The following is a 15111-nucleotide window of genomic DNA, read 5'->3' on the forward strand; positions in this document are numbered from 1 at the left end:
CGAGACTGAGGCGCGCGGACGGCGTGCCCTCGCCCCCACCCTCCTTCCCGGGGCGGTGCGCAGGCGGGTTCTTCTCCGCTGGCGCGCCGCCCCTCGTGTTGTCGTTGCCTGCGTCGCCACCGAGGACGTACTTTCCGATCGAGGACTGCGTTGTCCTCCAGGCTACTGGGATCTCCCCGCAGTCATCTGGGGGACAACGCAGTCCTGGTACCGAAAGTAAGTCCTCGATGGGGTGGTGGCTCCCGCGGCGCGGGTGGCTGGGCCGCGATGGACTCGCCCGCGGCCTGAATGTCCTGCCCCACCCCCACCGTCCCTTCCGGAGCCGTCCAGGAGCGCATGCTCGCCAGACCGAGGCGCGCCGCGGCGTCGTCGGCCGGAACTGCCCCGGGGCGACCCGGGCCGGTGTGACCGGCGAAACTGGGCTTCATCCCACACGAACGCGAGAAACAAGAGTCTTTGGTGGTGAGATTGTCTAAGGCTAGGCTTACCTTGACCGTCGTGACTTGAGATTGATTCGTGACTTGGAGGTCGAGTGTTTCTCGCCAACCTGCTCATCGCCCTGAGGGAGGGCCTGGAGGCGGCGCTCGTTGTCAGCATCATCGTCGCCTACCTCGTCAAGGCCGACCGCCGCGACGCCCTGCCCAAGCTGTGGCTGGGGGTCGGGCTGGCGGCGCTCATCCCGCTGGTCGCCGGCGCCATCATGACCCGCTGGTCGCCGGCGCCATCATGACCTGGGGTCCCAAGACCCTCACCTTCCAGGCCCAGGAGATCCTCGGCGGCACCCTGTCCTTCGTCGCCGTCGGCATGGTGACCTGGATGATCTTCTGGATGGGGAAGAACGCCCGTGAGCTCAAGGGCGAGCTGGAGGGGTCGCTGTCCAAGTCCCTGTCTGCAGGCAGCTCCGGCTGGGGCGTCGTCTGGATCGCCGTCGTCGCCGTCGGGCGTGAGGGAGTCGAGACGGCCCTGTTCGTGTGGGCCACCGTGCGCTCCAGCATCGAGAGCTCCACCATGCAGACGACGGCGGGCGTCATCACCGGCCTCGTCCTGGCCATCGTGCTGGGTGTCCTCATCTACCAGGGCGCGGTGCGCATCAACCTGCGCGTCTTCTTCGCCGTGACCGGCTACTTCCTCGTCGTCGTCGCCGCCGGCATCGTCGCCTACGGCGTCGGTGACCTGCAGGAGGCGAGTGTTCTTCCCGGCTTCACGAACCACGCCTGGGACCTGTCCCGCTACCTGCCCGACGGCGCCTCGCCCTTCCACTGGCTCTACGTGCTGCTCCAGGCCATGTTCCAGTTCAACCTCCAGCCCACTGTCCTGCAGGTCGTGGGCTGGTGGGTCTACATCGTCCCGACCCTGGTGCTCCTCACCCTCCAGATCGCGGGCCGATGGCCCTCGCCCGCGCGCGCAGTCGAGGCTGCCCCGGCCGCCGTGAGCGCTGACGAGTCCGACGCCGAGGAGCCCGACGCCGTCGTGACCTCCTGACCACCCCGACCTCCCTCCCCACCCCCTGTCCACGCCACTCCTCACAAAGGAAAGACCATGCCCACCATCAAGCGACGCAACGTCCTCACCCTGCTCCCCCTGACCGCCATGGGCCTGGGCCTGGCCGCCTGCGCCGACAACCCCAAGAACGCCAAGGGCGGCGCCTCCGGCTCCGGGGCGTCCCAGGAGATCACGGTGACCCTCACCGACGACGCCTGCAAGCTCTCCTCGACCTCCTTCCCCTCGGGCGTGGTCACCTTCACCATCACCAACTCCGGCTCGGCCCCCAACGAGCTGGAGATCCTCACCGAGGACAAGCTCCAGATCGTCTCCGAGCAGGAGAACATCGGCCCCGGCACCACCACGAAGCTCACCACGTCCCTCAAGGAGGGCACCTACTACGCCGCCTGCAAGCCCAACATGGTCGGCGAGCTCAAGGGCGTCACCGAGCTGAAGATCACCAAGGGCGCCGCCGTCGACATCAGTGCCGACGAGACCAAGGCGCGCGAGGCCGCCGTCACCAACTACACCGCCTACGTGCGCGACCAGACCGGCCAGCTCCTCACCGCCACCCAAGGCTTCGTCACCGCCTACACCTCCGGCGACACCGCCACCGCCAAGAGCCTCTACCCGCTGGCGCGTCAGTTCTACGAGCGCATCGAGCCCACCGCCGAGTCCTTCGGCCTCAAGGAGGCCGGCGACCTCGACGCCGCCCTGGACACCCGCGTCCAGGACCTCGCCTCCGGCGCCGGCAAGGCCGTCACGGACAAGGACGTCCTCGCCGGATGGACCGGATGGCACCGCATCGAGGCCGACCTGTGGGCCCAGGACTCCTCCAGTCCCTTCAAGTTCGCCGACGACGCTGCCCGCAAGAAGGTCGCCGACCAGCTCAACGCCGACACCAAGTCGCTCTACGACCTCGTCTACGGGAACATCACCGGCGCCGGCGGGAAGAAGTTCGAGCTCGAGCTCGAGGACGTCGCCAACGGCGCTTCCGGCCTCCTCGAGGAGGTCGCCAGCTCCAAGATCGTCGGCGAGGAGGAGACCTTCTCCCACACCGACCTCTACGACTTCCAGGCCAATGTCGAGGGCGCCAAGGTCGCCTACGGCAACGTCGAGGAGCTCGTGAAGAAGAAGGACGCCAAGCTCGCAGAGAAGATCACCACCCAGTTCGCGGCGGTTGAGAAGCTCGTCGCGGCCGAGGTCTCCGGAAAGGCCTCCAACGGCCAGCCCACCTACGTGGACTACTCCACCATCGCCGCGGTCCAGAAGGACGCCGGCGAGACCCCCGACAAGAACGCCTACACCGACAAGCAGCGCAAGTTCTCCGACGCCGTCAACGCCCTGAGTGAGTCGCTGTCCAAGGTCGCCGGAACCATCCTCTGAGGTGGCGGCACCCCGACAACCCGGACACCCCGGAAGGAGACAGCAGTGAGTGGCAAGCCGGCCCACGAGTCGGACACCTCCCCGGTCGCCGACGACGCGGCCCAGGACGAGACCCTGGATGAGCCCCAGGACGAGACCGCGCAGGCGCAGCAGGAGTCGCAGGCCCCGACATCGGAGGGCCCGGGTAACAGCGACTCGGCCCCCGACGCGGCGGGGCAGCCCGAGGAGGTGAGCGCATCCGACGCGGCTGACCAGCCGGAGAAGCCGGATGCGACGGGGAAGCCCGGACAGGCCGGGAAGCCTAGTGCCAAGGGCACTAGCCGCCGTGCCATGTTCACCGGTGCGGGCCTGGGTGCCGCGCTCGCGGGCCTGGCCGGTGTGGCCGGCGGCCGCGCCTGGGAGGCCTCCCGCCGCCCCGAGGAGGCCATCCTCACGACCTACCCCTTCCGGGGTGACCACCAGGCGGGGATCACCACCCCCGCCCAGGACAACATGTTCACCGCGGCCTTCGACGTCTCCGCCACCGACGTCGAGGACCTGAAAACCCTCCTGTCCGAATGGGCCGTGGCCGCCGAGCAGATGACCGCCGGAGAGCTCATCGGCGGCCAGCCCAGCTCCAACAAGCAGCTGCCGCCCAAGGACACCGGCGAGGCCTGGGGCTACAAGCCCAACGGCCTGACCATCACCTTCGGCGTGGGTAAGGGCCTGTTCGTCGACGCCGACGGCAAGGACCGCTTCGGCCTGGCCGCCAAGATGCCCGCCGTCCTCAAGGAGGGCATGCCCTCCTTCGCCGGCGACCAGCTCCACGCCGCCCAGTCCGACGGCGACCTGCTCGTCCAGGCCTGCTCCAACGACGCCCAGGTGTGCGTCCACGCCATCCGCAACCTCACCCGCATCGCCTTCGGGACCGCCACACTGCGGTGGAGCCAGGTCGGCTACGGGCGCACGTCGTCGACCTCCGTGGACCAGGAGACGCCGCGCAACCTCTTCGGCTTCAAGGACGGCACCAACAACATCAAGGCCGAGGACTCCTCCGACCAGCTCAACAAGCACCTATGGGTCCAGAAGGGCGATGACGCCGCAGCCGAGTGGATGACGGGCGGCACCTACTACGTGGCCCGGCGCATCCGCATGCTCGCCGAGATCTGGGACCGGCTGCGGCTCATCGAGCAGGAACAGACCATGGGGCGCGACAAGCGCTACGGGGCACCGCTGAGCATCGCCAACCCCACGAAGGCCTCCGAGGAGTTCACGGCCGTGGACTACAAGGCCAAGGACGACAAGGGCGAGACGCTCGTGCCGGCCGACGCGCACATCGCCGTCGTCTCACCGGAGCAGAACCAGGGGCGCCGGATGCTGCGCCGCGGCTACAACTACACCGACGGCTCCGACTCCCTGGGGCAGCTGCAGACCGGCCTGTTCTTCATCGCCTTCGTGCGTGACCCGCGCACGAACTTCTACCCGATCCTGGACCGCATGACCAAGAGCGACGCCCTCCAGGAGTACCTCAAGCACGAGGCCTCGGCGCTGTTCGCGATCCCCCCGGGCATCAAGGAGGGCGACACCATGGTGGCCGCCTCGCTCTTCAGCTGAGGACGGGGTAAGGCGGGCCGGGTGGGCCGCCGTGGTGGCTGCGGTTCTCGCCCGGAACGTACTTTCCGATCGAGGACTGTGCTTTCCTCCAGGCCACTGGGATCTCCCCGTCGCCATCTGGGGGAGAACGCAGTCCTCGTTGCAAAAGTACGTCCTCGATGGGGACGGCCGCTCCCGCCGTGTGGGTGGCAGTCAGCGGTCGGCGTCGGCCAGTGCCTTGAAACCGGCGATCGCGACCAGTGCCATGGCCAGGATGCCGGCCAGGATGAGAGCCAGCGTCCGGAAGGTGGGCGACGACGTCGCCAGGAGCGGGCCGACGCTCGTGCCGACGAACAGGATGAACCCGTTGAGCGCCATGCCACTGCCGCGGTTGGGTGCGGAGACCAGTCCATAGAGGCTAATCATTGCCGGCGCAGCCAGCGCTACCCCGGCGACGTACACGATGCTGCCGGCCACCAGGCCCACTAGGCTCTGCGCCAGCAGTGCCTCACCGAGCATGCCCAATGCCGACACCCCGAAGCCCAGCCGGGCTATCTGCGCCCAGGACCACCTGGCCGTGAGCCGGCCCGCCACGAGGCTGAGGAACATGGCCGGCAGGGCCATCAGGCGAACGAGAATGATCGTCGACGGCCGCATGCCCAGCGACTCCAGATGGCCGCCGATCCCCGTGTACATGGCGACGAACACCATGAGCAGCGTGACGTGCGCCAGGCTGAGCGCCAGAACCGCCGGCCTGACTGCGAGCCGGCCCAGCGATGCGAACTGCCCCCGAAGCGAGGAGCCCGAAGGGCTGGAGGCGGCGTCGTGCACGGCGGCGAGGACGACCGCCAGGGCCACGGCCAGCAGTCCGCCGCACAGAGGGAAGAACCACCGCCACCCCAGGTGCAGCGCGACCAGCGAGGCCAGCACCTGGCCAAAGATGCCTGCCACGAGGAACGACGTCGACATCGCCCCGATCGCCCCGGCTCGCCTCGGTGGTGCCAGCGCCTCGGACAGGTAGGCCAGGGCCACAGGTGCGAAACCGGAAGCGCTCAGGCCCTGGATCGCGCGCAGGGCCGCGAGGACTGGGAGCGACGGAGCCAGGGCGCAGCAGACGGTGGAGACGGTAAGGGTCCCCAGCGCGAGCGCCATGGTCCTCCTCCTGCCGTAGTGGTCGGAGACCGGCCCCCAGATGAGGAAGCCTGCGGCGTAAGTGAGGCTGAAGGCCGTCGACAGGGCGACAGTGGCATTGCCATGGAGGTCGGTCGAGATTGGGGCGAGCAGGGGAATGGCGGCGTACAGCTGGGTGAGGACGAGCAGCGCGGTGACCACGAGGGCGGCGGTTGCGCCGCTGCCGGCGGGGTAGACGGGAGAGGCCGACCGAGTCGTCGACTGGGTCGAGGACTCGGGGGAGTGGGGGACGTCGGGATGTTGATCGGGTCGGTGCACGGGAGACATGAGAGCCCCTTTCCAACGTAAGCGTTGGAAATGACCCTAGTAGACTGGAGGAGTAGTTGCAACGGTAGCGTTGGAGTTTGCCGCCGGCGCTCGCGGACACGGGAGACGGAGTGTCATGGCCTGGGACACCGAGGGGACCAAGCGCAAGATCAAGGACGCCGCCACCGCCGAGTTCACTCTCCGTGGGCCTGCTGGGACCACCGTCGAGCGGATCGCCAAGCGGGCCGGGGTCAACAAGGAGCGCGTCTACAACTACTTCGGCTCCAAGGACCGCTTGTTCTCCGCAGTCCTGCGCGACGAGCTGACCAGGGCTGCCGAGGCCGTACCGCCCGCCTTCGACGACGGTGAGGATGCGGGGGACTACGCCGGGCGCCTCTACGACTACCACCGGCAGCGCCCCGAGCTCATCCGGCTCCTGTGCTGGGAGGCCCTCACCTTCGACGACGAGGTACCCGAGGAGGAGCTGCGGCGCGAGCACTATCAGCGCAAGATCGCCGGGGTGCGCAGTGGCCAGGACTCCGGCGTCCTCACCCGGGACATCGACCCGGGGGCGCTCATGGTCATGCTCATGTCGCTGACCGGCTGGTGGTCCACCGTGCCTCAGGTGGCCCGGATGCTGTGCGGGCCCCTCGAGGATGAGGAGGCGCACGAACGTCAGCGCGCCGTCGTCGTCGACGCGGCCCGTCGGCTCGCCGCACCTCGCGACTGAGCGCGGGGAGGCCGGCTGGGCCAAGATAGAGCCATGCGCGACCTGAACGACCTGACCCGCCCCACCGTCCCCTCCGGCGCCATCCAGGAGCGCATGCTCGCCGAGACCGAGGAGCGCCGCGGCGTCGTCGGCCCGGCACCGGCCCTGCCCGACGACGCCGGAGCCCCCACCGCTCTGCGCGCTGCCCTGGGGCAGGCCGTTGCCGAGCTGGCCCCGCAGATCGTCGAGCTCTCCCACGACATCCACGACCACCCCGAGACCGGCTATGAGGAGCACCACGCTGTGGCCACGGTCGCCGAGCTCCTGCGCCGCCACGGCATTGAGCCCGAGGTCGGCGTCTACGGCATGGACACCGCCTTGCGCGCTGAGATCCCCGGAGGCGGCGGCGCGGACGCGGTGGCCGGAGGCTCCGGTGAGTCGGCCGGCACCATCGCCATCCTCGCCGAGTACGACGCCCTGCCCGGCATCGGCCACGGCTGCGGGCACAACGTCATGTGCGCCAACTCCGTGGGCGCCTTCCTCGCCCTGGCCGCCCTGGCCCGCACCCGCCCAGGCTCCCTGCCGGGCCGCGTCGTCCTGCAGACCACGCCCGCCGAGGAGAACTCAACCGCCAAGGAGATCCTGGCCGTGCGCGGCATGCTCGACGGCGTCGACGCCGCCATCCAGACCCACTCCTACGCCCACGACGTCACCCACCAGACCTGGCTGGGCGTGCGCCGCCTGCGCGTCATTTTCCACGGCGTGCCGGCCCACGCCGCCTCCCAGCCCTTCATGGGCCGCAACGCCCTGGACGCCGCCACCCTGGCCCTGACCGGCATCGGCCTGCTGCGCCAGCAGATGCTCCCCATGGACCGCCTCCACGCCATCATCACCGACGGCGGCCAGGTCCCCAACATCATCCCCGAGCGCACCGAGCTGTCCATCATGGTGCGCTCGAAGTACCTCGAGACCCTCAAGGAGATCGCCGAGCGGGTCGAGGAGGTCCTCCATGGCGCCGCCCTCATGACCGGTACGGGCATTGAGATCCTCACCTCCGAGTACTGCAACGAGGTCCCCGTCCGCGACAACGGCCCCCTGCTGACCTCCTGGGTGCGCTCCCAGCGCGAGCGCGGCCGCGACCCCCTGGCCGCCGGGGTCCTGCCCGAGACCATCGCCGCCGGCACCGACTTCGGCAACGTGTCCCAGCGCGTGCCCGGCATCCACCCGCTCATCAAGGTCACCGACCGGCCCGACGTCGCCCTCCACACCCCCGCCATGACCGAGGCCGCCGGCGCCCCCACCGGGGATGTGGCCGCGCTCGACGGCGCCTACGGGCTGGCCGCCGTCGCCCTGGACTGGCTGCACGACGCCGAGCTGCGCCGGGCCGTGCGCGCCGACTTCGAGGCCACTGGCGGGACGATCGACGTCGCCGACTTCTGGGAGGAGTGAGGCGGGCTCACTCCGCCCTGGCCCGCACCTGCCCCGGCCGCCCCGGCTGCGTCGGCTCTCAGGCCGCCGGGCGGCGGATGAGCAGCGCCCCGGGGTCGAGGCGCACCCGCATGCTCTGCGTGGGCGCCAGCAGGTCGCCGTCGACCTCCACCAGGGCCGGCGCCGAGAGCTGGACGGCCACCTCCCCGCCGCGGCGCAGCATCACCCGACCCAGTGAGCGGCCGGACTCGGAGTAGTGCGCCGCGTAGGGCGGCAGCACCTGGCGCGCCAGTGAGCTCCAGCCCGCCAGGCCCGCCACCGTGTCGATGGCGGCGACGTCGAGCAGGCCGTCATCGGTACGGGCCTGCGGCAGCAGGGTGATTCCGGCCGGGAGCCGGCCCCCGTTGGCCACCAGCAGGTTGCGGGCCCGCAGGCGCTCCACGCGCCGCGCGCCGGCCTCGTCTCGCAGGCTGAGCACCAGGTCCATGCGCGGAGAGCCCAGGTTCTCCATGGCCGCCAGCGCGTAGGCGCCCCAACCGACCCTCGCCTTGAGGGCCGGGCGCGTGGAGGCCACCAGTCCGGCGTCGAATCCGATCCCGGCCACCACCATGCAGGCGTGCTCGTCGCCGAGTGTGGGTCGGGTCCACTGATGCGGTCGGCGGGTCGCCCTCTGAATCGTGCGCACAGCCCGGGCCGCCTCGGCCGACAGCTGCCGGGAGTCGGCCGGGTCGGCCGGAGTGGGCGGGGAGTCCGGCGGGGCTGCTGCGGCTCGGCCTGTCAGGGGTGTGGAGGGTGCGGAGTCGGCCCGCCCGCGGGGGTCACCTGGCGGTGTCGGGTCGGGGAGGGCGCCGGGATCGGACCAGGGTTCGGTACGCACCCAGGCCAGGTCGGCGGGAAGGTCGACGCCGTGGGCCACCACTCGGGCCGCGGCCCGAGCGTCCCCGACCGGCACCTCGAGGTTGCGAGCCGCCAGGTTCGCCGTGCCCAGTGGGACGATGCCCATCTGGGCGCCGGTGCCGGCCAGGCCGGCCGCCACTGAGCGCACCGTTCCGTCACCGCCGGCGGCCACCACCAGGCTCGCCCCGGCCGCCAGGGCCAGGCGCGCCTGCATCATGCCGGGCTCGGAGACGCTCGTCTCCAGCCACACGGGCCCGGCGTATCCGGCCTCACGCAGCTCGCCCTCCAGCAGGGAGCGCACCGCGGCGGTGGCGCGCGGCTTGGAGGGGTTGACGACGACGCAGGCCAGTGGTCGCCCGGTGCGCGTCGTCGCCCGGGTGCCGCCGTCGGTGCCGCCCGTCATAGGGGCAGGCTAGTCGCCCGGGCGGCCCGGGTCACGGCTTGCGGGGCGCTGTCGAGCGGAAAGGAATCGAGTGTGCGCCGCCGGCAAGGGGAGCCCCCAAGGACAGCTCAGGCCGCAGCCTGGTCCGTGACGGGGGTGACAGGCAGGTTGGCCTGTTTGACCAGGCGCGAGATGAGCTCGGCCAGCTGGGCGAAGTCGGCGCCGCGGGAGGAGGAGACCCGGTGCACCAGGCCCATGCGGCGCATCGGCGACTCGTCGCCGAAACGGGCGATGCCGTACTCCGAGGAGGGGGTCAGCAGCTGGAGCGCCCCCTCGGGGATGATCGTCACGCCCGAGCCGTGGGCGACCATGCGGGTCACCGTCGACAGGGTGGTGGCCACCGCGACCGGGGGCTGGGAGCCGTAGCGTTGGCACAGGGCCAGGGTCTGGTCGCGCAGGCAGTTGCCCTCGTCGAGCAGGAGGAGGGGCTGGTCGTCGAGCTCGGTGGGGCTCACGTCCGTGCGGCCGGCCCAGGGGTGGCCGGCGGCGGTGAGGACGACGAGCGGCTCGTCGAACATCGGGATCGCGGTGGTGCGCTGGAGGTCGTCCTCCAGGGCGATGATGGCGGCGTCGAGGCGCCCCTGGGCGAGTTGGTCGAGGTTGTCCCCGGTGACCATCTCACGCAGGTCCAGGTCCATCTGGGGCAGGGCCTCGCGCAGGCCGTCGATGAGAACGGGGGCCAGGTAGGGCGCGATGGTGGGGATGATGCCCAGGCGCATCGTGCCGCTCAGGGCGGCGCCCTGGCTGGAGGCGGCCTCGCTGAAGGCCTCGGCGGCCAGGACGGCGTCCCGGGCGTAGGGCAGCAGGGCCTCGCCCAGGGAGGTGACCAGGACGCGGCGGGTGGTGCGCTCCACCAGCTCGCCGCCGACGCGCTTCTCCAGGGCGGTGATGGCCTGGGACAGGCTGGGCTGGCTGACGCCGAGCGCCGTGGCGGCCTCGCCGAAGTGCTGGTGGTCGCACAGCGCTACGAAGGCCCTCAGCTGGGAGAAGGACGGAGATGATGTGGTCGGCATGAGTTGTGGTCCTGTGGTTGGGGGCCCGCATTCATGGCGGTCGGCGAGCCTGATATGACGGAGTGACAGAAAATCGGGGACAGACGACTAGCCGGGAGGTGGTGGGGAGAGTGGTGCGTGGGTGGTGTGGGCGAGCCTCCGACGTGGCGGCTCGGAAACACCGTCGGGAACGATAGGGTGCACCGATTGAAATGGATTCTATTCACAGGTGGATTGCGTTGGTAAGAGGGAAGTGGGTCACGTTCGCCATCGGGCGGTAGTGCGGGTGGGGGCGAGCGTGTATGGGGCGCGACCTCACCGGACTCGCGCCGCGGCCATCCAATCTCCCGGATGATTCCAGGGTTTCCAGGCCCTCGGGTCGCCCTGACGGCGGGGTGGGCGCTGGGGCGTTGACGTCGATTCCGGTCCGCTGCGGCCTCGAGTGTTGGCTCAGCCACTTGCCCGTGACTTTGGTCGTCCCCGGCTCTCCCGGTCTGCGCCGTCCGCCGCGCTCGCGGCCCGGATCGGCTCAGGTGCTGATCGAATGCTGTCTGGGCCGCGGTCCTGACTACACTCGGGACCATGATCGACCTGCGTGCGCTTCGTGAGAACCCCGAGCCCTTCCGCGCCAGCCAGCGAGCCCGTGGTGCCGACGTCGATCTCGTCGACCGCGTCATCGCCGCCGACGAGACCCGCCGTCAGGCGCTGGCCGCCTTCGAGAACCTCCGCGCCGAGCAGAAGCAGGTCTCCCGGTCCGTGGGGAAGGCCTCCCCGGAGGAGCGCCCCGCGATCCTGGCCAACGCCAAGGAGCTGGCCGAGCAGGTCAAGGCCGCCGAGGCCGCCTCCTCGACCGCCGCCGCCGAGCTCGACGACCTGGCCCGCCAGTTCGCCAACCTCATCGAGGGGGCGCCCTCGGGCGGCGAGGAGGACTACGTCGTCCTGCGCCACGAGGGCGGCCGGCCCCGCGACTTCGCCGCCGAGGGCTTCGAGCCCGCCGACCACCTGGCGATCGGCGAGGGCCTGGACATCATCGACACCCGCCGCGGCGCCAAGGTCTCCGGGGCCCGCTTCTACTACCTCAAGGGCTGGGGCATGCGCCTGGAGCTGGCCCTCATGACGGCGGCCCTGGACGCCGCCGTCGCCCACGGCTTCACCCCGATGACCACCCCCACCCTCGTCACCCCGCAGGTCATGGGCGGCACCGGCTTCCTGGGCGCCCACAGCGACGAGATCTACTACCTGCCCGCCGACGACCTCTACCTCACCGGCACCTCCGAGGTGGCCCTGGCCGGCTACCACGCCGACGAGATCCTCGACCTGTCCGCCGGGCCCAAGCGCTACATGGGCTGGTCCACCTGCTACCGGCGCGAGGCCGGGGCCGCCGGCAAGGACACCCGCGGCATCATCCGCGTCCACCAGTTCAACAAGGCGGAGATGTTCTCCTACTGTCGCCCCGAGGACGCCGAGGCCGAGCACGCCCGGCTCCTGGCCATGGAGGAGGAGATGCTGGCCCTGGTCGAGCTGCCCTACCGGGTCATCGACACCGCCGCCGGGGACCTGGGCTCCTCCGCCGCCCGCAAGTTCGACTGCGAGGCCTGGCTGCCCACCCAGCAGCGCTGGATGGAGGTCACCTCCACCTCCAACTGCACCACCTACCAGGCCCGCCGCCTGGCCGTGCGCGAGCGCCGCGAAGGCGGCACGAGCCCCGTGGCCACCCTCAACGGGACCCTGGCCACCACCCGCTGGATGGTCGCCATCCTGGAGAACCACCAGCAGGCCGACGGCTCGGTGCGCGTGCCCACGGGACTGCGCCCCTACCTGGGCGGCCTGGAGGTCATCGAGCCCGTCGGCGCCACCGCCTGAGGACCGGCCCTGTGAACCCCACGCCCGCCTCCAGCCCCGGGGTCGCCCGCGAGACCGACGCCGTCGGTGAGCCCGCCGGCTCTGAGCCCACCGGCAACGGTCCGGCCGTCAACCCCGCCACCGGCATCGCCCCGGCCGGCCAGCCCCTGACCCAGCTGGGCGGATCCACGGAGTACCTCGAGCACCTCGAGGACGGCGCCGACCACACCGCGGCAGGCGGCGAGCGCGCCCTGCGCCGTCGGCCCCTGGACCACGAGGAGTACCACGCCCTCGTCCAGGACCGGATGCGGGACCTCGACGCCCTGGAGGCCGCCGGCGGCGCGCGGCTCGCACCCGGCCACGGGCTCGTCGTCGCCCTCGATGTCGACGGCACCATCCTGGACATGGACGGGCACGTCTCGGAGCGGGTCATGGCCTCCGTCGCCCGCCTGCGCGCCCACGAGGTCCCCGTGGTCATCTCCACCGGCCGCGGGATCGCCGCCACCATGCCGGTGGTGCGCCACCTGGGGCTGTCCACCGGCTGGATGGTGTGCGCCAACGGCGCCATGACCCTGCGGCTCGACCCGGACGCCCCCGGCGGCTACGAGGTGGTCGACTCGCGCACCTTCGACCCTCGCGCCGCCATCGAGACCCTCCACGCCGCCGTGCCCGACGGGATCCTCGCCGTGGAGGACCCCGGCGTCGGCTTCAAGGTCTCCCGGCTCTTCCCCGACGGCGAGCTCATCGAGGACCAGCGGGTCGTCACCTTCGACGAGCTCGTCTCCCGGCCGGTCACCCGCGTCGTCCTGCGGGCCCCGGGTATGCCCGTGGATCGCTTCTCCCAGATCGTGGCCGACTCCGGGCTGCACTCGGTGGAGTACGCCATCGGTTGGACGGCCTGGCTCGACGTCGCCCCCGAGGGCGTCACCAAGGCCTCCGCCCTCGAGGCGCTCATCGCCCGCCTGGGCACCGACTCCACCCATGTCCTGGCGGTCGGGGACGGCTCCAACGACGTCGAGATGATCGAGTGGGCCGGGGCCGGCGTCGTCATGGGCAGCGCACCGCAGTGGGTGCGCGACCGCGGCGATATCCTGACCGAGCCCGTGTGGCGGGACGGCTGCGCCGCCGTCCTGGACGCCCTCATCGAACGAGTAAGGCACCCTTGATGCGACAGTCCCCCCTCCCTGTCTCCCAGCACAACTCCATCCCCGAGGAGCACGCCGCTCGCGCCGCCGGCCCGGCCGGTGGGGCGAGCGCTCCCGGCCGGGGCCGCGTGCGCTGTCGGCTGCGCCGAGGCGGCCGCCTCCTGGCCGCCGCCAGCACCCTGACCCTGGCGGCCGCCGCCACCGCCGCCTGCTCCGCCGGCGGGACGGGCTCGGCGTCGGCCACCGGCTGCGCCGCCTACCAGGCCTATCAGGGCCACAAGGGCGCCACCGTCACCATCTCCAGCAGCCTGACCGGCACCGAGGCCGAGCGCTTCGAGGCCTCCGTGGCCGAGTTCGAGAGCTGCACCGGCATCAACGTCGAGCACACCGGCACCACCGAGCTGCGCTCCCAGCTGCTCAACGGCTCGGGAGCCAACCTGTCCACCAGCTCGGGGGCCTCGCCGTCGAGCCAGGACAACCCGGAGAACCTGCCGGACCTGGCCATCGTGCCCCAGCCCGCCATGGTGGCCGAGCTCGTCGACACCGGCGTCGTCCACCCGCTGCCCAACCAGGTCAACAGCAACGTGGAGGCCGGCTGGGACCGGCACTGGATCCAGGTCGGCATCCACGCCTCCGTGCCCTACGGCGCCCCGCTCATGGTCTCGCTGAAGTCCCTCGTGTGGTACTCGCCGGACGCCTTCACCAAGGCCGGCTACGAGGTGCCCGACACCTGGGCCGAGCTGGAGGCCCTCACCAGCAAGATCCGCTCCGACCACCCCGACGGCTCCGTGACGCCCTGGTGCGTGGGCGCCGCCGACGGGGAGTCCACCGGCTGGGTCCTCACCGACTGGCTCGAGGACGCCCTGCTGGCCACCCAGGGGCCCGGCGTCTACGAGACCTGGGCCTCACACCGGGTTCCCGTCGACTCCTCGAACGCCGTCGAGGCCCTCGGCGCCGTCAACTCCCTGGTCCTGGACAACGGGCGCGTCGTCGGTGGGCGCGGCTCGGTCATCTCCCGCACCCCCGCGCAGGCCGGCGCCGACCTGGCCAAGGGCAGCTGCCTCATGCTGCACGCCTCCTCCTCCTTCGAGAGCCGCTTCCCCGAGGGCACCGTCATCACCGACGCCGACGGCGCCAACCCGGTGACGGTCCAGGCCCCCCGCCCGACCGCGAGCCCCACCGCCAGCAGCGACGGGACGGCCGGGGCAACCGGGGCGACGGCGTCTGCCAAGGACGCGGCCACCGCAGCGGGCACGACGAGTACAGCGGGTTCGTCTGGAACGAAGGTCTCGGCCTTCGTCACCCCGGCGGCGGACCGCGGCTCGGAATCGGTACTGGTGGGGACCGACTACCTCGTGGCCTTCACCCGTTCGGACGCGGTCAGCGCGGTCATGGAGTACCTGACCTCCCAGGAGTGGGCCCGCACGCGGATGGCGATGGGTGGGGTGGCGACCGCCAACCAGGGTGTTGACCCGGACCTGGCGCCCAGCGACGTCGGCCGGCGCGCCACCAGGCTGCTCCAGTCGCGCCAGACGACCGTGGAGATGGATGCCTCGGACTCGATGCCGGTGGGTGTGGGCAGCAGCGCCCTGTGGGTCGGGCTGAGCCGGTGGTCGACCGGGACGGTGACCCCCAAGGAGGCGCTCAAGCAGGCCGAGGCGGCCTGGCCCAAGCAGAAATAGCCCCCTGGGCGGGACCCGCAGGCCATGCGTAGGACGTCGGCTCCGAGGCTTCCGCCCTGAGCCGACCTACTCCACGAAGGTCGGGATCTACTGGTCG

Annotated in this window: 10 protein-coding genes and 1 pseudogene; 8 read left to right on the forward strand and 3 right to left on the reverse strand. The window is 71.2% G+C overall.

All coding sequences use genetic code 11. From position 1 onward, the window contains the following. The first annotated feature begins 532 nt into the window (after nucleotides 1-532). The 3 genes and pseudogenes from efeU to efeB all read left to right on the forward strand — a co-directional run bounded on the left by efeU (nucleotide 533) and on the right by efeB (nucleotide 4461). Nucleotides 533-1482: pseudogene (efeU, locus tag JJJ14_RS00350) on the forward strand (iron uptake transporter permease EfeU). Nucleotides 1483-1539: 57 nt separating this feature from the next. After that, nucleotides 1540-2868 carry an iron uptake system protein EfeO gene (efeO, locus tag JJJ14_RS00355; RefSeq protein WP_009406758.1) on the forward strand — a complete coding sequence of 443 codons (1329 nt, stop codon included), beginning with the start codon at nucleotides 1540-1542 and terminating at the stop codon, nucleotides 2866-2868. A 45-nt stretch (nucleotides 2869-2913) separates the two neighbouring features. After that, nucleotides 2914-4461, forward strand: a complete 1548-nt coding sequence (efeB, locus tag JJJ14_RS00360) for an iron uptake transporter deferrochelatase/peroxidase subunit (protein ID WP_201444361.1) — start codon at nucleotides 2914-2916, stop codon at nucleotides 4459-4461. Nucleotides 4462-4653: 192 nt separating this feature from the next. On the opposite strand, the gene JJJ14_RS00365 is transcribed toward efeB, so the two are convergent. Next, entirely contained in the window at nucleotides 4654-5898 is a 1245-nt protein-coding gene (locus JJJ14_RS00365; protein ID WP_101588094.1) for an MFS transporter, read from the reverse strand. A gap of 115 nt (nucleotides 5899-6013) precedes the next feature. Between JJJ14_RS00365 and JJJ14_RS00370 the strand changes: the two genes are divergently transcribed. Then, a complete protein-coding gene (locus JJJ14_RS00370; RefSeq protein ID WP_070511159.1) occupies nucleotides 6014-6607 on the forward strand; it encodes a TetR family transcriptional regulator in 594 nt (197 codons plus the stop codon). 33 nt (nucleotides 6608-6640) lie between these two features. After that, on the forward strand, nucleotides 6641-8035 hold the full coding sequence (locus JJJ14_RS00375) for an amidohydrolase (RefSeq protein ID WP_201444362.1): 1395 nt from the start codon (nucleotides 6641-6643) through the stop codon (nucleotides 8033-8035). Nucleotides 8036-8093: 58 nt separating this feature from the next. On the opposite strand, the gene JJJ14_RS00380 is transcribed toward JJJ14_RS00375, so the two are convergent. Together JJJ14_RS00380 and JJJ14_RS00385 are read right to left on the reverse strand one after the other, a co-directional pair. After that, nucleotides 8094-9314 (reverse strand): diacylglycerol/lipid kinase family protein, encoded by a 1221-nt coding sequence (locus tag JJJ14_RS00380; protein ID WP_201444363.1) that lies wholly within the window; start codon nucleotides 9312-9314, stop codon nucleotides 8094-8096. Between the two features lie 107 nt (nucleotides 9315-9421). Then, nucleotides 9422-10366, reverse strand: coding sequence for a hydrogen peroxide-inducible genes activator (locus JJJ14_RS00385; protein ID WP_003788370.1), 945 nt, complete (start codon nucleotides 10364-10366; stop codon nucleotides 9422-9424). 561 nt (nucleotides 10367-10927) lie between these two features. Between JJJ14_RS00385 and serS the strand changes: the two genes are divergently transcribed. From serS to JJJ14_RS12670, 3 genes are read left to right on the forward strand one after another with little or no spacing between them, the layout of a single operon-like run. Further along, entirely contained in the window at nucleotides 10928-12208 is a 1281-nt protein-coding gene (serS, locus tag JJJ14_RS00390) for a serine--tRNA ligase (protein WP_003788368.1), read from the forward strand. Nucleotides 12209-12219: 11 nt separating this feature from the next. Then, nucleotides 12220-13353 carry an HAD family hydrolase gene (locus JJJ14_RS00395; protein ID WP_201444364.1) on the forward strand — a complete coding sequence of 378 codons (1134 nt, stop codon included), beginning with the start codon at nucleotides 12220-12222 and terminating at the stop codon, nucleotides 13351-13353. Further along, nucleotides 13353-15014, forward strand: a complete 1662-nt coding sequence (locus JJJ14_RS12670) for an ABC transporter substrate-binding protein (protein ID WP_201444365.1) — start codon at nucleotides 13353-13355, stop codon at nucleotides 15012-15014. The genes JJJ14_RS00395 and JJJ14_RS12670 overlap by 1 nt, the downstream gene beginning before the upstream one ends. Nucleotides 15015-15111: the final 97 nt, after the last annotated feature.

This window comes from Actinomyces sp. HMT 175, assembly GCF_016694895.1.
In the GTDB taxonomy this organism is placed as follows: domain Bacteria; phylum Actinomycetota; class Actinomycetes; order Actinomycetales; family Actinomycetaceae; genus Actinomyces; species Actinomyces oris.